Here is an 18,950-nt window from a genome sequence, read left to right on the forward strand (position 1 = left end):
TAGAACCAGATTCTGCAAATGGTGGCACAGTTCTGCTGTATTCAAGATCCGCCGAAATGCCAAAGGATCAGCCCAGGAACCATCACGGTCATCAGGGCTGTTAGGCCAGCTCCGTAACGGGTTACATCCAGAAATCGATAACGCCCAGGACCGAACACCATCAGGTTTGTCTGATGCCCCATTGGGGTCAGAAAAGACTGGCTTGCACCAAATAGCACGGTGAAGACCAGTGCATTGGGTAGAAGGTCTAGTCCAGGTGCGAGTTGGATGGCCACTGGGACAAGTAGTGCAACGGATGCGGCTGGGCTCATCACCTGGGTGAGGAGCGTGGTGACCAGAAAGATGACTAGTAAAGCTAAGTAGTTGGACCAGTCATTCAGCAAGGTTTCAAAGCTGCTTGCCAGAGCATCTGCCAGGCCAGTTTTCTGCATTGCCACGCTGAAGCTGGAGAGCGACCCCAGCAGCAGAATCACATCGAGACGAATTGATCGCTGAAGTTCCCCTGGGCGAAGGCATCCTCCTGCCACCATCGCGACTGCAGCAAGGAGGACCGCTGCCACCAGTGGCAGGGCAGTCACTGTCGGCATGATCAGCATGGCCAAAGCAATGGCGATGGTCAGTGGTTTGCGGCGCACTGTGGGCAGGTCGTTTTCCAGTTGATCAAGGACCAGCAAATCATTGCTGGCTTGTAGGCCGCGAATGGAGTCCAGTGGGGCTTGCAGCAGTAAGACATCGCCTTCGCGTAGAACAGCTTGTCCAAGACGCTCTTGCACTGTTTGCTGACCACGCCTCAGAGCAAGAACTGTGGCGTTGTGGCGTTGCCGAAATCGCAGTTCACGCAGACTTGCACCAGCCAAAGTTGAACCTGCCGGTAGGAGGACTTCCACAGTTCTTTGCCCTTCGCCCAGGCCAGATGGGGACAGTGAGGACGGAGCGATCGACTCTCTTGTTGCTAGCTGTACGTTGTGTTCTTGTTGGAGACGAAGTAGGTCTGCGCGGGTGACCCTGAGAAGCAGTCGGTCGCCAGGTTCCAGTCTGCGATCAGCCAGGGGCGGTAGGAGTCGTTCTCGACCTCTTTGCAGTTCCAGCACGTCTACATCAAAACGACGTTGTAAACGACTGTTGTGTAGGGATTGTCCTACCAGTTGCGAGTTCTGAGGGATGGTGACCTCTGTGAAGTAACCGGTCTGGTCTTTGTTGTCTCCTAGTTCATCGCTGTTGCTGCCACGGTCTGGCAACAGGGCCTGAGGGGCAAGCATGAGATAGGTGGTTCCGGCGAGCCAGATCGGCACGCCGATGGCTGTGAAGCTGAACAGTTCTAGAGATCCATTGCCCAGTTGCTCGCTGATGTCACTGACCAGCAGATTCACTGAACTCCCCAGCAGTGTGAGTGTGCTGCCGAAAAGCGCTGCGAATGATAGTGGCAGCAGAACCTTGGACGGAGAGATCCGGCGTCGATGACACCAGGCTTCGATGACAGGTAGCAACGAGGCGACGACGGGTGTGTTGGGGAGGACACTCGAAATGGGAGCGACCACTAGGCCTAACAAGGCAATCAACCGGCGTGGGCTGCGAATGCGCTCGGATGCGATCAGTTCGCGCACGCGATCCAGGGCACCACTGCGGAATAAGGCTGCAGAGACGGCGAACAGGCCCATTAGCGTAATCAGGGCAGGCCTGCCAAATCCAGCCAGGGCTTGTTGGGGAGTTAGGACACCTGTGGCCATCAGCAGTGCCATGCTCAGCAGGCCAGTGAGTTCAGGTGCAAGGGCACCGCTGATGAAGAGCACCACCGCCAGCAACAACACCGCCAGGGTGATGAGGGCTTGGGGGTTTTGAATAGCGGTGCTCAGCACAGCCATAGTTAGGTATTTACAGAATGCAGAGGGGCCGATTCTGCTCTGTGACCCCAGAATTGGTCCTTCAGCCAGTGTTTGAGTCCTTGCAGCCCGGCACCTGAGGCCGCGGAGAGATAAATCACCTTCGGGTCGATGCTGCGGATTGTCTCAAGTGCACTGCTATCACAGCGATCAATTTGATTGGCTATCACCTGCCGGATTGATTCTGCGCCAAGGGAATTAAGCAACTGATGCACTGTGTCCAGTTGGGCTTGCCAGTCTGTGTCTGACAAGTCCACAACCACTAGGAGGAGATCGGCTTCAAGAGTTTCCTCCAGAGTGGCCCGAAAGGCTTCCACTAATGGCGCTGGCAGTTCACGGATGAAGCCCACAGTGTCTGTGATAAGAAGCTCGAGGGGTTTTCCACCTGTCTGAGGAATCAATAATCGTCGGGTGGTTGGATCCAAGGTTGCAAACAGTTTGTTCTCTGCCAGCACTTTGCTGTGCTCGTTTCGACTGCAGAGAGCATTGAGTAGGGATGATTTCCCTGCATTGGTATAACCCACGAGTGCAACCCTTGGCAGACCTTCCCTGCGGTTGCGTAGTCGGGCGCGATGGTTTTGCAGTTGCCGTACCTCACGTAACAAGTGCTCGATGCGCCTTGTAATCGCCCGCCGGTCTTTCTCGAGTTGGGTCTCGCCGGGCCCGCGTGTGCCGATGCCACCTCCCTGACGGGATAGGCTGCGACCTCGCCCCATTAGCCTTGGCATGCGATAGCGAAGTTGGGCTAGTTCCACTTGAAGGCGGCCTGCTGCACTAGAGGCGCGCTGGGCAAAGATGTCTAGGATTAATTCACTGCGATCCATGACAGGGCAGTCGAGATAGCGCTCCAGATTCCTGACCTGAACAGGATTGAGCTCACGGTCTGTGATCACTAGAGAAGCGCTATGTCGCCGAACTTCCAAGGCGGTCTCTTGTAGTTTCCCCTTGCCCCAGAGGGTCTGAGGATTAGGAGCCCCCTGCTTTTGTCGCACAACTGCTACAGGATGCCCCCCTGCACTGCGTACCAACCCCTCGAGCTCAGCAAGGTCGCGTTCGCTGCGGCTTTGCTCTGGTCCCGTAAGGGTCAGTAGTAGGACCCGTTCCCTACTGTCCTTTGACGGTAGGGGGTTGACTTCTGGCTTGGCGGTTGATCCTTGGCTGTGTTGGCAGAGCTCGCTTAGTCCGTTGGCTTCGATCAAGCTCCATCCCGAGATCTCCTTTGGGTCTGGTTGCCAGAGGGCAGCAATCCTGCGACCTCCTCGATCTGCTGTGGGGGCAAAACGTAGCCAGGAGTTCGGTGCTAGATCGAGTGCCACGATTGCATCATGTTGTTCTGGCCTGAGGTTGTTTCGCTGAAGCGTTAGAGAGCAGCTGATTAAGCGCCATCCAGCGCTCTTGCGACGGGGTGATTCAGGAAGATGGGCGAGAAGTTGGCCGGATCCATCGAGAGGACCGACCCAAAGAAGGCGGCACAATCCACGGCTATCAAGCACTAAATGGAGTGGTTGGCATAGCTCAATCACCTGTTCAGCTAGCCGTTCTAGAGTTAGCTGATCGGCGCCTTCCCTTTCGGGATGCCGGCGGTGACTGAGGCGTTCTAATTGTCTTTGTTGTGAAGGGCGTAGTCCCTTGGTGCGGCCAGCGAGGTGGGCTTGTTTCAATGTCCGAGCAACCAGGCCCCGCCTGAGCGCAGGCCTAGAGACAATCCAGGTAGTTTTGTTAGATAGGCACCCCGGCGAATTTGGAAAGCCAGAGGACCTGCGAGTGTGAAACCCATGCCGGTGAGGGAGGCTTCTCCTACTCCCAGGCTGAGCATTTCGCCAAAATCCTTAAATTCAAAAGGCTGGAGAGGACTGCTTGCTCGTAGTGCCATCACGTTTCGAGCCGCGAGCTCACCTTGTTGAAGTGCGACCTGGGCTGTGGACGGCCAGGAGTGGTCTTTGTTGTAAGTGGCATCGCCAAGGCCAAGCACATCACTGAGTCCTATCACTTGTAGGCACGAATCGATAGGCAGTCTTGCTTCGGTAAGGACAAAGTCGGGGCTGAGTGCTGGTATGACTGCTCTTGTGCCGGCTGTCCAAACAAGACCACTGTGCGTTATTGCTGAACTGATGGCAGGTTCTTTTTGTTTGCTTAGGAGTTCAACCTGGTCTGTCGAGATGGCTCGAACTTGCGTGCGCAAATGAACGTGAACACCACGTTTGCTGAGTGCTCGCTCGGCTTGTTCTTGGTTGAAGGCTTTCGCACTGGGCAGAACCCTTTCGCCAAGCTCAATGAGGTGGAGTTCAGCAGCACCGTCAAGGAGATCTGCCAGCTTGCAGGCCAGTTCCACGCCAGTTGGTCCCGCTCCAACAATCACAAGGCCCTGACGAGGATTTCTACGTAATTGAAGTTCTTTAATTCGTTGTCGCAGCACGTCAACGTCGTTTAGACGGTGAAACATCAGGGCGTGTTTACGGACCCCGGGAATGTCGAAATCTGTTGGAGTTGAGCCAGTGCTGAGTACTAGTTGTGCGTAGTTGAGCTTGAGTCCTGAGCTGGTGGTGACCGTTTTTGCTTTGGTGTCGATGCTTTCAACCCGGTCTTCGAGAAGGGCAATACCGCGGTGACTGAGTAGAGAGTGATAAGGAGGTGCGACTTCCCAAGCCTGAAGCTCTCCACTCAAGAGTTCGTAAAGCAAGGGGAGAAAGACGAACCGCTGGCGCGGTTCAATCAGCACGATGGGGGGGCGAGGTTGGCAGTGGCTGAGAGCGAGCGCGGTCGTTAGCCCTGCAAATCCGCCTCCGACAACCACCACGGCATTGGCGTTTGACCGGTTGGGGATCATGCGCGATGAGCCTGGGATGATTCTCGAACCTTAAACACTCTGTTGTGGACGGCGACATTGGAGAATGGGGAGATGACTGATGGCTCCATTGATACGGTTTCCATTGCCACGTCTACTGCGGCAGGCCAATCTCCGAGTGTGCAGGTTGCCTCGACTCTCGAGATGCCTCTGGAAGATGCACGGATACACCTTGCCAATCTTTCTGCCCAGAAGCGTCTTGAGTGGGCACTGAAACAGTTTGGTCAAGGCTTTGTTCTTACAACGAGCTTCGGCATTCAATCAGCTGTTCTGCTGCACATGCTCCATGGTCTTGATGGTGGTTCGGTGGTCCCTGTGGTCTGGGTGGATACGGGCTATCTACCAGCAGAGACCTATTCCTATGCGGATCAGCTCACGCGTCAGCTTGGGTTGGATTTAAAGGTGGTTCAAAGCCCAATGTCTCCCGCTCGGATGGAGGCTATCTATGGCCGGCTCTGGGAGACAGGTTCGGTGAAGGATCTGGAGACATATCACCGTATTCGCAAGGTGGAGCCCCTCGAGCAGGCTCTGGATGATCTCCATGTGCATTGCTGGGCCAGTGGTGTGCGCAGTGATCAGACCGACTATCGGCGCTCAATGGCTTTTTTGGATCTGATTCGTAATCGCCTTTCATTGAGGCCTTTACTCGACTGGACTCCCAAGGAGGTTTTCTATTACATGCAGGAGCATCAGTTGCCGCAGCATCCTCTGTTTGAAAAGGGTTACTCCACGGTCGGCGATTGGCATTCCAGTGCTCCCGATGGGGGGGAGGCGTCTGGACGGGAGACACGCTTTGGAGGTCTTAAGCAGGAATGCGGCCTTCACCTCCCAGGTGTGTTGGGCGAAGGCATCTAAAGGTGGAGGTTGTTAGGCATTGCCTCTTGATTGGCAACAGTCGCTGGCATTGGGCTGAGTATCAGGCTGATGAATGGCAGTTTTGCCATAGCGTTCCCAATCCGCTCAAGCTTCAAACGCTTGAGGCCCCTCTTTTGGCATGGGCTGCTGTTGGTCCGATCCCTGCGGGAGTTGCCTTGGATCCGAACCGGCGCTTGGGGTTGGGGGATGTGCCCTTAACCCGAATGCCTGCATGGCTCGGCATTGATCGAGCTTTGGCGGCCTGGGGTGCGTTGAGAAGAGCTCACACCAGTGGGATGTCGTCTTCAGGCCTGCTTGTGGCCGATGCCGGCACAGTGTTGAGCTTGACGCGAGTGACGGCCGCTGGTGATTTTGCTGGTGGACAGTTGGTGCCGGGTTTACGTCTGCAGCTACGTGCCATGGCGCAGGGGACCCAAGGTCTGATTGATCCAGGCATTGGCTCAGTTAGTGCTGAACCATTTCCTTTCGCCACGGCCGAGGCCATGCGTCGGGGCAGCCTCCAGGCACTGCTTGGCACTCTTCTAGAGGCTCAGCGTGAGGCTGCACTACCGCTTTGGTTATGTGGAGGTGATGCCTCGGTTCTTCAGGAAGCACTCAGTCAGAGGGGTCTTGATGTGGTGCATCATCCGAATCTTGTCTTGGAGGGGATGGTTGACGTGCACGATCGGATTAGTCGAGCCCCAAGTCTTTGAGGATTTGATCGGCCATGGTTGCGGCTTTCACCTTTAGATAAATCAGTTCCAGATTGCCCTTTGGATCGACGACAAAGCTATGGCGCATCATGCCCATGTATTCGCGTCCCATGAATTTTTTGAGCCCATAGCTTTCGTAGGAGCTGGCCACTGGGCAGGGTTCCGCGTCGCTAAGAAGGGTGAAAGGAATCTGATACTTGTTGATGAATTTGGTGTGGGATGTAGCACCGTCTTTGCTGATACCAAGCACCTTGATGTCATTGGCCTCGAAGCGTTCCCATTGGTCGCGGAAATTGCAGGCTTCCTTCGTGCATCCAGGGGTGTCGTCCTTCGGATAGAAGTAGATCACAACCCGTTGACCTCTTAGTGATGCCAGCTGAACGAGGGTGCCATCCTGATTGGGGAGATTGAAATCTGGTGCTGGATTACCAATCTGCAGGGTCATTGATGCCGCTTCAACTCAATAGCCGAAGCGTACTGGCGTTGTGGTTATTTCCGATGCAGGCTCCCTTGATGCCTATCAGTCCGGAGGAGGACCAATGGGCTGGGCGATTGTCTGCGCGGAGATCAAGGCAGTTCAGACAGTCTCGTGGCTATGTACGTGATGCCCTCGCTGACCTCTGGCAAGTGTCTGCACTTGAGATTCCATTGCAGGCCCCTCCAGGCAAACCTCCAGAGCTGGCAAATGGCTGGGGATACATCAGCTTCAGTCACTGTCAAGATGCACTGCTGGTGGGTTGGTCTCCTCAACGGGTCGGGGTGGATTTGGAGCGTAGTGACCGTCCTATTGCTGCGGAGTTGCTTGCACGTCGTTATTTCTGTGCTGACGATCAGTCAGCTCTCTGCCATTTGCGGGGTGAGGCTTTGCGGGATGCCGTGCTTGAGCAATGGCTAATTAAAGAAGCAGCGATTAAATGGCAGCGGGGCAGCCTGTCGGCGGATCTGATTCATTGGCGTTGTGGGGTCGACTCTGCGTTTGCTGTTCATGAGCTATTGGGGCATCAGGTCGATGTGCATCGAATTAATCACAACATTTGGAGCATGGCGGTGGTGAGTGATTTAAGTGCGATGTCTAATTCCCCAATGCTCTGCTTAGTTTGAGGGTCATTGTTGAGACGCTCATGTTCGGCATGCTGAGCTCACAGAAAGCCCCATCGCTTGTAGCCGCAGCCCTTTTGGCAGTGATGGGTTTGTTGGGGATGCATCAGGAGCAGGCGCTCATGGCTTCTGGAACTTGGTCGAGTGGTGAAGATGTGACGTCTCGCTTGGCACAACGGGAGGCCACTCTCAACCTGCGCAGCGAGGCCGAAGCGTTGTTGTTGTCTTTCACCCGAGCTCAGATGACACGTTTCTATTGGGGTGAGTTTGCCTCGTCGTTGGATGAGCTGGGCCTGACTGTCGGAGAACCTCTCATCGCACATGTGCAACGATCAAAAAACCTCACTATGTTGTGGCTGGCTCCTCAACATGGTGAGGAAGCCTATTTAGCCATTGTGCGTCGTGACAGCAGCGGAACTAGGCTCGAGAGACTTCATTGCAGAGGCAATGTTTCCAGGTTGAAACAACCCTTTTTGGGTCGTTGTCCTGATGGATGGAGTGCATTTTTGCCTTTGAAAAACATTTGAATATTGCGACATCAACTTGATTAGGCCGCTTGATTATTGGGGCACGATGAGATCCTCGATCTTTCAGCCTTGGCTCAATACCAGTTTGATTACGGCCTGAAGTGCTGCCAAAAGTTTGATTTTGGGAAAGGGCAATGCGCTGTGTTGGCGAATCTATCTTTAGCAGCTAGTTTAATTTAGATATCTATTCTCAATCGTCCGTGTTCACTCGTCTTGCTGCCGGTTTGCTTGCCGGCGCCTCTTTGTCGGTCCTAGCGATCCCCGCGCAGGCAGGTACCAATTCACCTGTTCGCTGGAACTCAGGTGGTGCTGTTTGGACCACGACCTCCAACGACTTTGAAACTTTCTTGAGCACTGGTGAGACTAATCTTGATCGGGCTCTTGATCAAGGAATTGACCGCTCAGGTTGGTCTGCTGATGAAATTCAGCAGGGTATGACCAAAACCTATGACGTCGACGTGATCGACGTGACTCGTTTCCTTTACTCCGATGATGGGGTTGTCTTCCTTAAGAATCAGACCAAGAGCTACTTCCCTTACTGGAAGATGACCGCTACGGCTGTGCAGGGCCTTCGTGCAGCCATCATTGCTGATTCTGCTGATGGCAGCATCTCTTCACAGGGGATTATGGCAAACCTGCCTGTTGCTTTCCGTCTTGCCGACACCTGTGGCACCTTTGACGGCAGTCAGAATGTTTGTGCAGATGGCAAGTGCCAGGGTGACGCTCAGTGCACCTCCCTGTTGTCTTGGTACGTTTTCCTTCCCGCTTGTGTGCAGGCCAATCAGCTTGCTCCCAGATGGATTTATGGCGGCAAGACAACAGGTCAGACTTCTTCTAACGACTTGTCGTCCTACAGCTCGTCGCCCATTCGTGGCCTTTGGTGATCCGTTTTTGATCACAACTCTCAAGCCCCGGCATCGCCGGGGCTTTTTTTATTGCTGTTGGTCTTCCCGATGGTGTGGCAGTGTTAGTGGAGTCTGCGGCTGCCGATGATGCGTTGATGGATCAGGCGTTGGGGTAGTTGTTGTCCTCGCGTGCGCTTGAGAATGAGCTTGAGGTTTTCCAGAACCTCTAACGATGCATTGTTCGCTACTAGGTCTCGGTAGGGTCGCCCTTCGCTGAGCCAGCGATGCTCAAGGCCCTCATCCACCTGCAAAGTCAGGAGTTCCTCCCATCTCTCCCAGGTCAGCTGCCAGCCGCACTCCTTCAGGTTTTGTGCAAGGAGGGAATCGAGGCGCTGGCTTTCAAGCCAGATCTTTTCGCGAGCGATGAGTGGTGCTAGCAGATTCCTCTCCGCGGGATTGGCTCCTTTGCTCTCTAGTAATTGCAGTAGGGCCTCGGCCGGCCCGATGTCTGCATGGCTGATCAGGAGCCTTAGGCCGGTTTCATCGTTGCATCGCTGGCTGATCAGGCTCCAAAGCTTCTTTTGTTCTTTAACTGCAATGTCTTGGCTGGAGAGACGTCCCCCAATCCATTCGAACTGATGTTCTGCTGGTAAGTCTTGGAGTGCTTCGCTGCTTCCATCGATCAGTTCAGGGCGGATGATGGGGTCGAGCAGATCGAGTTGAGCTATTAGGCGCGCCTGATCTTGCGCTGTTGCGCAGAGGATTGTGACACCGCCTTCAGGCACTGCTTGAAGCGGATCGAGTGCCCAGAGCAAGGAGTGTCCGCCGATCATCAGAACTCGATGGTGGCGTTGGCAAGTCACTCCAGACCAGAGGCGTTCGCGCAGGTGGTTTAGGCGTTCTCCATCTTGGCTGAGCTGGCGTTGCACCCATCTCTCGAGTTCAGGTGTTTCTGGACCACTGCTAACGAGCAATGGGTTCTCCTGGGCTGATTCGCTTGCTGCGGCGAGCTGTGCTGCCCTTCGTTCCAGCATGAGCAGGCGCCGGCGCCCTTCCCAGCCTTTTTGGCTCGGTTGCCAGAAGACTTCTCCTTGCAGGGAGGTGGGTAGATATTGCTGTGAAACCCAGTGTTCCGCAAAAGCATGCGGGTAGCGGTAGCCGACACCATCTCCAAAGGCTGCTCCGTCACGATGGGCATCGCGGAGATGGCTGGGGACGTCTTGATGCTGGGCCTCCCGCACCGTGCGCAGGGCTTCGAAGAAACCCAGCACACTGTTGCTTTTTTCGGCGCAGGCCAAGTAAAGGGTGGCTTGTGCCAAGGGGTAGAGACCCTCCGGTAGGCCGATTCGCTCGAAGGCTGCAGCACAGGCTTCTATAACCACGATCGCCTGGGGATCAGCGAGGCCAATGTCCTCTCCAGCGGCAATGAGCATGCGTCTGAAGATGAAGCGTGGGTTTTCACCAGCCTCCACCATGCGCGCTAGCCAGAACAGAGCTGCATCGGCATCTGAGCCTCGTAGGGATTTGATGAAGGCACTAATGGTGTCGAAATGGGCATCCCCATGCTTGTCGTAGAGAACTGCCCGCTCCTGAATTGATTCTTCAGCGATGGCAAGGTTGATATGGATTGAGCCCTGCTCATTGGGACGGGTGCTCTCCACAGCGAGCTCGAGAGCATTGAGCAGACTGCGAGCATCGCCGTTGGCGACATTGACGAGATGGTTTGCAGCTGCTGTGCTGAGCATCACCTGACGATCGCCATAGCCCCGCTCGCAATCTTGAAGAGCGTGTTTCAGGAGGCGATGAAGATCTTCACTCTCGAGGGCTTGTAGTCGGAACAGCCTGGAGCGGCTTACTAGCGCTTTGTTGACTTCGAAATAGGGGTTTTCCGTGGTGGCACCGATCAGTGTCACGGTGCCGTTCTCTACCCAGGGCAGCAGGGCATCTTGTTGGGCACTGTTAAAGCGGTGTACTTCGTCGATGAACAGAATGGTGCGTAAGCCATGTCGCTCTAGCCGCTGCTTGGCTGCGTCTACTTCTTGGCGAAGGTCTTTGACTCCTGCCAGAACAGCATTGAGGCTGCTGAAGTTGGCACGGGTGTGGCCAGCGATAATCCTGGCCAGGGTGGTTTTACCAACACCTGGAGGACCATGTAGCAGCAAGTTACCTACACGATCGGCAGCAATGGCTCGGCGTAGGAGACGTCCTTCCGCCAGGATCGAACCCTGGCCAACAAATTCCTCCAGGGTTCTAGGGCGCAGGCGATCAGCTAGTGGTGCATGGCGCTTTAGCTCCTGATCTCCCTGGTATGTGAACAGATCTTGATCCAATGAGCTCTGGCATTGGTAGACAATTCTTGCGCTAGGGGGTGACTTGTTGTTGTGAGCTGGAAACTTTCCATAATCAGGCTGTTGAACAAGTCATTAGTGCCGAATCAGCAGCGCGCTCTTGTCGTTTTTACGGTGTTGTTGCTTTGCGCCTGTGGCAAGGCGAAAATACCTTTCTCGCCGATTACCGTCAGCCAGACCCCTGTGACGACGGCTCAATTCACGGACGATATTGATACGGTGAGCACCTTGGAGGCCAAGGAGGAGGTGCATCTTGCTGCACAAGCTTCTGGTCGAATTATTGAGTTAAAGATTGATCAGGGTGATCAGGTTCAGCCTGGTCAGATGTTGGTTGTGCTTGATCAAGCTCAGATCCGTGCGGAATTGGCAGATTTCAAAGCTCAGGAGCAGAAGAACAAACTCAATTGGCAACGATATGAATTTTTGGTCCCTCAAGGAGCTGCTTCGGCATTGGACCGAGATGAATACAAGGCCCAGTACATCGCCTCTCGAGAAAAGGTAAAAGCCACAGAAGCAACGCTTGCATATAGCAATTTGCGTTCTCCAATTTCAGGGATTGTGGCTGATGTTGATGTCAAGGTTGGAGATGTTATCCGTTCTGGTGATCCATTCACTAAATTGATCAGAAACAACAGGCTTTTCGCTCGAGTTGAGGTGCCTGCCACATTCTCTGATCGGATCAAGATTGGCTTGCCTGTATTTCTCAGCAAGACTGGATTGTCAGATGTGATGGCGACTGGTGAAATTAATTCTGTGGGCCCGACTGTAAATAGAACTACCCAGGGCTTACTAGTGAAGGCAGCCTTTGAGAATGGTAATGGATCGCTGCGAAATGGCCAGCGCTTGCGAACGCGGGTTCAATTGGATGCTAGAGAGGAGTTGTCTGTTCCGTTTGCTGCGGTAACACAAACTTCGGGCCAGAGCTTTGTTTATCGAGTGGGAAGTTTCCAAGAGCTTGAAGCTTTTTCTGGTAATGTTTCTCTTGATAAACTTCGTAAGTTACCCCCCTCAACACGTTTTGCTTTGCAGACCCCTGTGACGTTGGGAAAATTACAGAAGCAGCGCTATGCAGTTACAAAAGGGCTCAAACTTGGCGAGCAGGTGATCACAACAAATCTTTTGAAATTGAGACATGGTATGCCTATTTCTGTTAAAAACTGAGGCGAATAGATGTCTGCATCAAACAACTTTATTACTCGACCTGTTTTAGCAACAGTTTGCAGTTTGTTGATTGTCATTGCTGGACTGATATCTATCCCTATTTTGCCAGTTGAAATGCTTCCGGATATTGCTCCGCCAACAGTAAAAGTAAATTCAATTTACACCGGTGCCGATGCTGAATCGGTTGAACAGGGTGTGACCAGTGTGCTGGAGCAGCAGATTAATGGTGTGGAGAATATGGACTATTTAACTTCCTCAAGCTCGGCTGATGGGGTGAGCTCGATTGCTGTTGCGTTCGAAAGTGGTAGTAATAGCGACATTAATCAAGTTAATGTTCAGAACAGGGTTGCGCTGGCAGAGCCACAGTTGCCGGAAGCAGTGCGCAAGGCAGGGGTTAGTGTTAATAAGGCTTCCAATTCCATCTTGCTTCTTTATAATTTTGTTAGCGAAGATCCAAGTAATATTGAATATAGTGTAGAAACGATTAGTGGGCTGCTAGATCTGGGCCTAACGGACGAAGTTAAGCGGGTTAAGGGAGTAGGTGAAGTGACCTACTTTGGTAACCGTAAGGTTGCTTTTAGGCTTTGGCTGGATAATGAAAAGCTTGAGGTTTTTGGCCTGACTTCAGCGGATGTAATGGGGGCGATTGAAAGCCAGAACCGTTTGGTTCCTGCTGGGAATGTAGGAGGTGAACCATCTGCAGAAGGGCAGATATTTACTTTTCCTGTGCAATTAAATGGCCGCCTTGTGAGCATTGGAGACTTTGAAAATATGGTCGTTAGGACCACAGGGGATGGCGGATTAGTGAGGTTCAGCGATGTCGGCCGTGTTGTGCTTGGTGGTGAAAGCTATTCCAACAGCGCTACGGATTTGCAGGGAGTCCCTTCTGTGAGTATGGCTGTTTATCAATTGAGTGGCAGTAATGCTCTAGAGGTTTCCAATGGAGTAAAAGATGTTCTCGAAGAATTTACCGCCAAAATGCCTGTCGGCATGAAGATGGAGAAAATCTATGACAATACAGACTTTATTAATGCATCAATTAATGGAGTGACCAATTCGCTTAGGGATGCGATCATTTTAGTGGTTCTTATTCTGTTTGTATTTTTACAGAATTGGAAAGCTACTTTGGTGCCTGGTATTGCCATCCCTGTTGCGCTTTTAGGCACATTCTCTCTGGTTTTAGGGTTTGGCTTTTCGCTCAACCAGCTCACCTTATTTGGATTGGTTCTTGCTACAGGATTAGTGGTTGATGATGCAATCACAGTGATTGAAGATACCTCAACCAAGCAGGCATCAGGGATGACTGCCTTGGACGCTGCGAAGTCAACAATGGATGAGCTTTTCTCTGCAGTTATTGCTACATCCTTGGTTCTTTTCTCAGTGTTTTTGCCAGTGTTATTTTTCCCTGGCGCTACGGGTTCGATCTACAAGCAGTTTGCAGCAACGATTATTTTCGCTATCGCGATTTCTACCTTTAATGCTTTAACTTTTTCTCCCATGCTTTCTGCCTTGCTTTTGGGCCGGGAATGCACCGCTCCGGGACGCAATACATATGCAATTTCTGGTGCAGTCATTGGGTTTATATACGGACTATTAGTTGGTGGTGGTGGTGCGGCGCTGGCCTTGATTCCTACAGCAATGGCTGCAACTCTTGGCTTTGTGCTGTCTCGCTTGACTGGCCGTTCGTTGAGGCTGCCATTCTCTGTTGCAGGGGCTGTGATTGGCCTTTTCATCGCAGGAGTTTCAAATCCCTTGCCAGTCGTTTTATTCGCTGGCCTTGGCTTGAGCTTGGGTTGGTATACACCATGGATTTTTAGTCATTTCAATCGCATTTATTCCGTCTTTGAGCAGCGCTATGCCGATCTGCTCGAGTGGGTTCTTGGTCGTCGTTCTCTCGTGATGGGAATTCTTGCGGTAGGCGTTCTGCTGACCGGTGTTGCTTTTACTGCGATTCCAGGTGGATTTGTTCCTATTGAAGACCAGGGCTATGCCATTGGCGTGTTGCAGGCCCCAGAAGGTGTGTCGACTCAGGTCACCGAGAAGATTAATCAGCAAGTTGCTGGGATATTGCGCAGCGAACCCGATATCACCTCAGCAGCAATTTTTAGTGGAGCAAGTTTTGATGGCAATAGCCCTAATAAAGGATTGTTTTTTATTGGGATGCGTAATTGGGATGAGCGGAAAAATCGTGATCAATCCGCCGATGCAATTGTTGGACGCCTAAATCAGAAGTTTTTTGGGGCTATTGATGGCGCGAGGATTTTTGTTGTAGAGCCGCCTGCGATTCCTGGATACGGCATTGGTAGTGGATTTGAGTTCCAATTACTTGACAAGAGTGGAGGTGCTTATGGCTTAAACAACTTCTTTTCCTCAGCTGGTCAAATTATTCAGCAGGCGAAAGCAAATCCATTGTTGAGTAGTGTAAGGACTTTATTCTCGCCTGAATCTCCGCAGCTACGAGTTGAGGTCGATAGGGACATTATGGCCTCTCTTGATGTTGACTTCAGCTCTGCAATGCGTGTGTTTAGTGCTAATTTTGCAGGTGCCTATGTTAATGATACCTTCCAGGAAGGTAAGGTTCGCCGTGTTTATGTTCAGGCCGATGAATTGGGAAGGTCTGCACCTGAAAATCTAGCTTCAATTTATGTTAAGAATCGGGCGGGTGAGCAGATTCAGCTCTCGGAATTTTTAACAGTTGAACCTTCTGTTGGGCCAAGTGTGATCTCTCACTTTAACCTTTACAGATCGATAAAAATAGAAGGATCACCTGCTGCTGGTAAGAGCTCGGGGCAGGCAATTAATGGTATGAAGGAGCTTTTTGCAGCTCAGAATCTTAAGAGCCTCGGATTTGATTGGACAGGGATATCTCGAGAGGAAGTAAAAGCTGGTGCACTAGCTGTTGTGATTTTTGCATTGGGAATTTTGGTGGTTTATCTCGTGCTTGCAGCTCAATACGAGAGTTATGCAGACCCTCTGATTATTTTGATGACAGTTCCTACTGCAATGCTTGGAGCCTTGTTGTTTCTGGCATTGCGTGGCGAGGTTCTCAACATTTATGCACAGGTTGGCCTTGTGATGTTGATTGGTCTAGCTGCTAAAAATGGGATCTTGATTGTTGATTTGGCTAATCAACGCATGGCTGAGGGAGTTACGGCCCTTGAAGCAGCAAGGCAGGCAGCCAAGTCGAGACTGAGGCCCATCATTATGACTGCTATTTCGTCTCTTTTTGGCTTTATGCCGTTGGTCTTGGCTAGCGGAGCAGGAGCCCGCAGCCAAGCTTCTCTTGGCACGGTTGTATTCGGTGGCCTTTTGGTTGCAACTTTCCTTTCGCTGTTTGTTGTGCCTGTCTTTTACGTCGTTGTTAAAGCTCTTGTAGGCACCTTTAGTGATACAGAACAAGGCAGCACCAATTTACTTAATTCGGGAGACCCCTTTGGGCAGGGATAAACCAATGAACCGCTCTCGCTCAATAACAAAGAAGCCCTTCAGCGGTACGAGGGTATTGATAGCGCTGCTGGTGGGGTTCTTGCTCGGAGGTGTTGTTGCCCTCTTTTTGCGTACGGTGATCTTAAACACTCCTTTAGATATTCACAGTCAGAGGCTGAACCTTTTTTTCATCATGGTCACGCTATCTGGAGCTCTTGGAGCAGTGGTGATTGAAAGCATGCGCCAGCTGCAACAAAGCACCACCGAGGCGGAGTATCACCGCCGCCCACGGGAGTGGTGGCTGCGCTGAGCTCAAGTGATCACCGTTGGGCGTTGCATCCCAGTGCGCTTTTGAATTTCGGCAAGCGCATCGATGCCATTGATTAGATCGGCTAGAGCATGCTGGGGATCTTGATTTAAGTTGCCATGACTAGGTTCGTAGCGTTCTAGATAAACGCGCAATGTGGCACCTTTGGTGCCGGTGCCCGAGAGTCGAACCACGACTCTGCTGCCGTCTTCCAGCAGGATGCGTAGACCTTGAGATTGTGTCTCTGAGCCATCCACTGGATCGCTATAACTAAAATTGTCCGCCTGGCTCACTTGGCGCCCGGCGAATGGTTGACCGATTAGTCGAGGAAGCATGCTCTCCAATCGGTCGTAAAGACCATGAGCATTTTCACTAGCAATCGCCTCGTAGTCGTGACGGGAGTAGTAATGGCGTCCAAAACGACGCCAATGCTGTGTCATCACATCAGCGACGCTGCACCGTCGCGCTGCCAGGATCTGTAGCCAGAAGAGCACTGCCCATAGTCCATCCTTCTCACGCACGTGGTTGCTGCCAGTGCCGAAGCTTTCTTCACCACAGAGGGTGATTCGACCTGCATCAAGCAGGTTGCCGAAAAATTTCCACCCGGTGGGAGTTTCAAAACAGTCGATATTGAGTTGTTTGGCCACAACATCCACTGCGGCGCTCGTGGGCATGGAACGGGCCACCCCAGCAAGCCCATCGGCATAGGCCGGTGCAACGTTGGCATTAGCAGCCAGGATTGCAAGGCTGTCACTTGGGTTAACGAAGCAACCTCTGCCCAGGATCATGTTGCGGTCGCCATCACCATCGCAGGCGGCACCGAAGCTGTAGGCCTTGCCATTGAGGAGGAGGTCTGCCAGTTCAGCGGCGTAGGTGAGGTTGGGATCTGGGTGGCCTCCACCAAAATCCTCAAGCGGAACTCCGTTGCGCACAGAGCCAGTTGGGGCACCGAGAAGTCCTTCCAGTAGCCGTTTTGCATAGGGACCAGTGACGGCATGCATGGCATCAAAGACGACTGGGAAGTCGGTTTTGATGAGGTGCTTGATGCGCTCGAAGTCGAACAACTTCTGCATTAGCTCTACATAGTCCTCAACGCCGTCGATCACGTCTACGGCCATGCCACCGATGGCATGGCTGCCGGGGGTCTCAAGTGGGATTACGTCTGCATCGACAAGGCTGTAATTCTCTAATGCCTGGCTACATGCGTAGATCGCGTTTGTGAGTGATTCAGCTGCTGGGCCACCATTGGCACCGTTGACTTTGACGCCGAAGTCGCCATCTGGACCGCCTTGGTTGTGGCTAGCGGAAAGGATGATTCCTCCGATGGCCTTATTGGCACGGATGAGATGGGATGCTGCCGGCGTGGAGAGAATGCCATTTGTGGTGGTGATCACTCGGCTTAGGCCATGAGCAGCACCCATGCGCAGGATCACATCAATGGCGCGGTGATTGCCGTAGCGACCATCTCCCCCCAAGATCAGAGTCCCCCCCTCAACGCCAGGAAGGGTTTGGAAGATTGCTTCAATGAAGCTCTCCAGGTAATTGGTTTGTTCGAATTGCTTGCTGCTTTTGCGTAGGCCGGAGGTCCCTGGTTTTTGGTCGTTGAAGGGTGTGTCTAGATGGACCTGGCGCTGTGTGGGTCCCGTCTGGGCCGAGCTGGTCATCAGAGACGAAGGCAGTTCTTCATCGAACCTAATCAAACGCAATCATCGATCCTGTTTTGGCCCCCTCCAGTTCTCGCGGCTAGTGTTCGCAAAGATCATTGAGAGGAGCTGAGATGCAGCTCAGTTGTTGGGGAATGGGCCGCCAAGCCTATGGGCTGGCTTTAGCTGGTGCCATGCTGCTTTTAACAACTCCGTCGATGGCGTTTAAAGGAATTCGTCAGATCCCTTATCCGCAAGCCGAACAGGTCACGCGTACAGCTGCTGAGGCTGTGATTGTGAGGTCCGGCAGTGAAAGCTGCCTGCGCGGCAAACTTACAAATGCCCTGCTCGATCTCACCATGAGCTGCAGCGCAACAGGCCGGTCGTCCTCATTGTGCAAATTGGCGGCTCAAATTGCCTCTCAAGAAGGAGAGTTCAGTCTTGCTCAGATGACGACGACAGCAGAGACTTTGTTGGATTTACTCGACACTGATTCTGTCGAACCTTGATTGTTGAGCCTAGGGATTAGTTCAGGGTCATGACTGGAAGCCATCTCCTGGATGTTCAGGATTTGGGGTTGCTCTTACACAGCCTGAAACAGGCCAGCAGATTCGCATTTCATTGAGGCAGCAGCTGATCAAGATGATCTCCACATCAATTGCTTGCTGCGTGCTTGCTGGTTCAGCTTTGTTGGGGGACCAGGCCACCTTGTTGGGAAGGCTTAGGAGCTGTTTGTTTTGCTGGATTGATGCAAATGATGGAGAGTCGTTTAGCGGGCTGATCGATAGCATCCCTGCGCTGGAAGCTGTTTTTAGGGACCTTGTTGGCCACCTGAAGCAAATCCCAGACCACATCCTTGCAAGAGGATGGCAAACGGGGGTGGTCTAGTAAAGGATCGATCAATTCTCGGGTGCTGCGGCAGGCTTCCGCATCATTGTCTCGAGAGCAGGCATAGGCCTGAAGTTGGATGCTGCGCAGCTCCTCTTTGGTTGGGATCGGAATGTATTCCACATCGCTGCGTGCAGCAGGTGCAGAGATGGCAAACAGGCCGAGTATGGCCAAGGCCGGATGGATTTTGAGCGGGCTCATGGTGGCATTCTGCCCTGGATGCTTTGATTGTGGCTCAGGATTTGCGATCGGTGAATCGTTTGCTATCTGGACTTTGCCAAATTATTTGTAGATAAACTAAGCCTTTGCCCCGTAATTTTCTTCCAATTCTATTTCAGTGAGATTAGCATCTGCAGAGATTTAGTTCAGCGATGACGGTAATTATAAATTCTGTATCTTTCTAGCGGATAGATT

Annotated in this window: 16 protein-coding genes; 9 read left to right on the forward strand and 7 right to left on the reverse strand. The window is 52.5% G+C overall.

The window, feature by feature from the left end; all coding sequences use genetic code 11:
* Positions 1-41 precede the first annotated feature (41 nt).
* Genes SIB79_RS00135 through SIB79_RS00145 form a run of 3 tightly spaced genes read right to left on the reverse strand, consistent with a single transcriptional unit; the run spans position 42 to position 4,707 of the window.
* A complete protein-coding gene (locus SIB79_RS00135; protein WP_063403134.1) occupies positions 42-1,862 on the reverse strand; it encodes an SLC13 family permease in 1,821 nt (606 codons plus the stop codon).
* A gap of 2 nt (positions 1,863-1,864) precedes the next feature.
* Positions 1,865-3,541: a GTPase HflX gene (gene hflX, locus SIB79_RS00140; RefSeq protein WP_063403133.1), complete on the reverse strand. Its 1,677-nt coding sequence runs from the start codon at positions 3,539-3,541 to the stop codon at positions 1,865-1,867.
* Positions 3,538-4,707, reverse strand: coding sequence for an NAD(P)/FAD-dependent oxidoreductase (locus SIB79_RS00145; RefSeq protein ID WP_063403132.1), 1,170 nt, complete (start codon positions 4,705-4,707; stop codon positions 3,538-3,540). Before SIB79_RS00145 ends, hflX begins: the two co-directional genes overlap by 4 nt.
* A 72-nt stretch (positions 4,708-4,779) precedes the next feature.
* On the opposite strand from SIB79_RS00145, the gene SIB79_RS00150 reads away from it, so the two are divergent.
* Together SIB79_RS00150 and SIB79_RS00155 are read left to right on the forward strand one after the other, a co-directional pair.
* The gene (locus tag SIB79_RS00150; RefSeq protein WP_063403131.1) at positions 4,780-5,580 is read left to right on the forward strand and encodes a phosphoadenylyl-sulfate reductase; all 801 of its coding nucleotides are present in this window, start codon (positions 4,780-4,782) and stop codon (positions 5,578-5,580) included.
* Positions 5,538-6,293: a type III pantothenate kinase gene (locus tag SIB79_RS00155; RefSeq protein ID WP_063403130.1), complete on the forward strand. Its 756-nt coding sequence runs from the start codon at positions 5,538-5,540 to the stop codon at positions 6,291-6,293. The genes SIB79_RS00150 and SIB79_RS00155 overlap by 43 nt, the downstream gene beginning before the upstream one ends.
* Here the strand turns inward: SIB79_RS00155 and bcp are convergent.
* Positions 6,271-6,738 carry a thioredoxin-dependent thiol peroxidase gene (gene bcp / locus SIB79_RS00160; RefSeq protein WP_063403129.1) on the reverse strand — a complete coding sequence of 156 codons (468 nt, stop codon included), beginning with the start codon at positions 6,736-6,738 and terminating at the stop codon, positions 6,271-6,273. The genes SIB79_RS00155 and bcp overlap by 23 nt on opposite strands.
* Before the next feature lie 2 nt (positions 6,739-6,740).
* Between bcp and SIB79_RS00165 the strand changes: the two genes are divergently transcribed.
* From SIB79_RS00165 to SIB79_RS00175, 3 genes are all read left to right on the forward strand, one after another.
* A complete protein-coding gene (locus tag SIB79_RS00165; RefSeq protein WP_063403128.1) occupies positions 6,741-7,394 on the forward strand; it encodes a 4'-phosphopantetheinyl transferase family protein in 654 nt (217 codons plus the stop codon).
* A gap of 29 nt (positions 7,395-7,423) precedes the next feature.
* Complete coding sequence (locus tag SIB79_RS00170; RefSeq protein ID WP_236072536.1) at positions 7,424-7,918, forward strand: thymidylate synthase; 495 nt, start codon at positions 7,424-7,426, stop codon at positions 7,916-7,918.
* 200 nt (positions 7,919-8,118) lie between these two features.
* On the forward strand, positions 8,119-8,802 hold the full coding sequence (locus SIB79_RS00175; RefSeq protein ID WP_063414270.1) for a hypothetical protein: 684 nt from the start codon (positions 8,119-8,121) through the stop codon (positions 8,800-8,802).
* A gap of 83 nt (positions 8,803-8,885) precedes the next feature.
* Here SIB79_RS00175 and SIB79_RS00180 read toward each other — a convergent pair whose 3' ends face one another.
* Entirely contained in the window at positions 8,886-11,093 is a 2,208-nt protein-coding gene (locus SIB79_RS00180) for an AAA family ATPase (protein ID WP_063403125.1), read from the reverse strand.
* Positions 11,094-11,144: 51 nt separating this feature from the next.
* On the opposite strand from SIB79_RS00180, the gene SIB79_RS00185 reads away from it, so the two are divergent.
* From SIB79_RS00185 to SIB79_RS00195, 3 genes are read left to right on the forward strand one after another with little or no spacing between them, the layout of a single operon-like run.
* Complete coding sequence (locus tag SIB79_RS00185) at positions 11,145-12,272, forward strand: efflux RND transporter periplasmic adaptor subunit (RefSeq protein WP_063403124.1); 1,128 nt, start codon at positions 11,145-11,147, stop codon at positions 12,270-12,272.
* A 9-nt stretch (positions 12,273-12,281) separates the two neighbouring features.
* Positions 12,282-15,719 (forward strand): efflux RND transporter permease subunit, encoded by a 3,438-nt coding sequence (locus tag SIB79_RS00190; protein ID WP_063403123.1) that lies wholly within the window; start codon positions 12,282-12,284, stop codon positions 15,717-15,719.
* A 4-nt stretch (positions 15,720-15,723) separates the two neighbouring features.
* Positions 15,724-16,008, forward strand: coding sequence for a hypothetical protein (locus SIB79_RS00195; protein WP_063403122.1), 285 nt, complete (start codon positions 15,724-15,726; stop codon positions 16,006-16,008).
* 2 nt (positions 16,009-16,010) lie between these two features.
* On the opposite strand, the gene SIB79_RS00200 is transcribed toward SIB79_RS00195, so the two are convergent.
* Positions 16,011-17,669 carry an alpha-D-glucose phosphate-specific phosphoglucomutase gene (locus SIB79_RS00200; RefSeq protein ID WP_063403121.1) on the reverse strand — a complete coding sequence of 553 codons (1,659 nt, stop codon included), beginning with the start codon at positions 17,667-17,669 and terminating at the stop codon, positions 16,011-16,013.
* A 113-nt stretch (positions 17,670-17,782) separates the two neighbouring features.
* Here SIB79_RS00200 and SIB79_RS00205 point away from each other — a divergent pair, with 113 nt between their 5' ends.
* Positions 17,783-18,157 carry a hypothetical protein gene (locus tag SIB79_RS00205; RefSeq protein ID WP_063403120.1) on the forward strand — a complete coding sequence of 125 codons (375 nt, stop codon included), beginning with the start codon at positions 17,783-17,785 and terminating at the stop codon, positions 18,155-18,157.
* A 172-nt stretch (positions 18,158-18,329) separates the two neighbouring features.
* On the opposite strand, the gene SIB79_RS00210 is transcribed toward SIB79_RS00205, so the two are convergent.
* A complete protein-coding gene (locus SIB79_RS00210; RefSeq protein WP_063403119.1) occupies positions 18,330-18,737 on the reverse strand; it encodes a hypothetical protein in 408 nt (135 codons plus the stop codon).
* Positions 18,738-18,950: the final 213 nt, after the last annotated feature.

It is taken from the genome of Prochlorococcus sp. MIT 1342 (assembly GCF_047304495.1).
GTDB classification, from domain to species: Bacteria; Cyanobacteriota; Cyanobacteriia; order PCC-6307; family Cyanobiaceae; genus Prochlorococcus; species Prochlorococcus marinus_D.

Excerpts from the sequence above, each read along its gene's own strand:
- SIB79_RS00200 (WP_063403121.1), bottom strand. The coding sequence starts at position 17,669 with ATGACCAGCTCGGCCCAGACGGGACCCACACAGCGCCAGGTCCATCTA.
- SIB79_RS00165 (WP_063403128.1), top strand. The coding sequence starts at position 6,741 with ATGCCGCTTCAACTCAATAGCCGAAGCGTACTGGCGTTGTGGTTATTT.
- SIB79_RS00155 (WP_063403130.1), top strand. The coding sequence starts at position 5,538 with ATGCGGCCTTCACCTCCCAGGTGTGTTGGGCGAAGGCATCTAAAGGTG.
- SIB79_RS00145 (WP_063403132.1), bottom strand. The coding sequence starts at position 4,707 with ATGATCCCCAACCGGTCAAACGCCAATGCCGTGGTGGTTGTCGGAGGC.
- SIB79_RS00190 (WP_063403123.1), top strand. The coding sequence starts at position 12,282 with ATGTCTGCATCAAACAACTTTATTACTCGACCTGTTTTAGCAACAGTT.
- bcp (WP_063403129.1), bottom strand. The coding sequence starts at position 6,738 with ATGACCCTGCAGATTGGTAATCCAGCACCAGATTTCAATCTCCCCAAT.
- SIB79_RS00210 (WP_063403119.1), bottom strand. The coding sequence starts at position 18,737 with ATGAGCCCGCTCAAAATCCATCCGGCCTTGGCCATACTCGGCCTGTTT.
- SIB79_RS00150 (WP_063403131.1), top strand. The coding sequence starts at position 4,780 with ATGACTGATGGCTCCATTGATACGGTTTCCATTGCCACGTCTACTGCG.
- SIB79_RS00170 (WP_236072536.1), top strand. The coding sequence starts at position 7,424 with ATGCTGAGCTCACAGAAAGCCCCATCGCTTGTAGCCGCAGCCCTTTTG.
- SIB79_RS00135 (WP_063403134.1), bottom strand. The coding sequence starts at position 1,862 with ATGGCTGTGCTGAGCACCGCTATTCAAAACCCCCAAGCCCTCATCACC.
- SIB79_RS00205 (WP_063403120.1), top strand. The coding sequence starts at position 17,783 with ATGCAGCTCAGTTGTTGGGGAATGGGCCGCCAAGCCTATGGGCTGGCT.
- SIB79_RS00195 (WP_063403122.1), top strand. The coding sequence starts at position 15,724 with ATGAACCGCTCTCGCTCAATAACAAAGAAGCCCTTCAGCGGTACGAGG.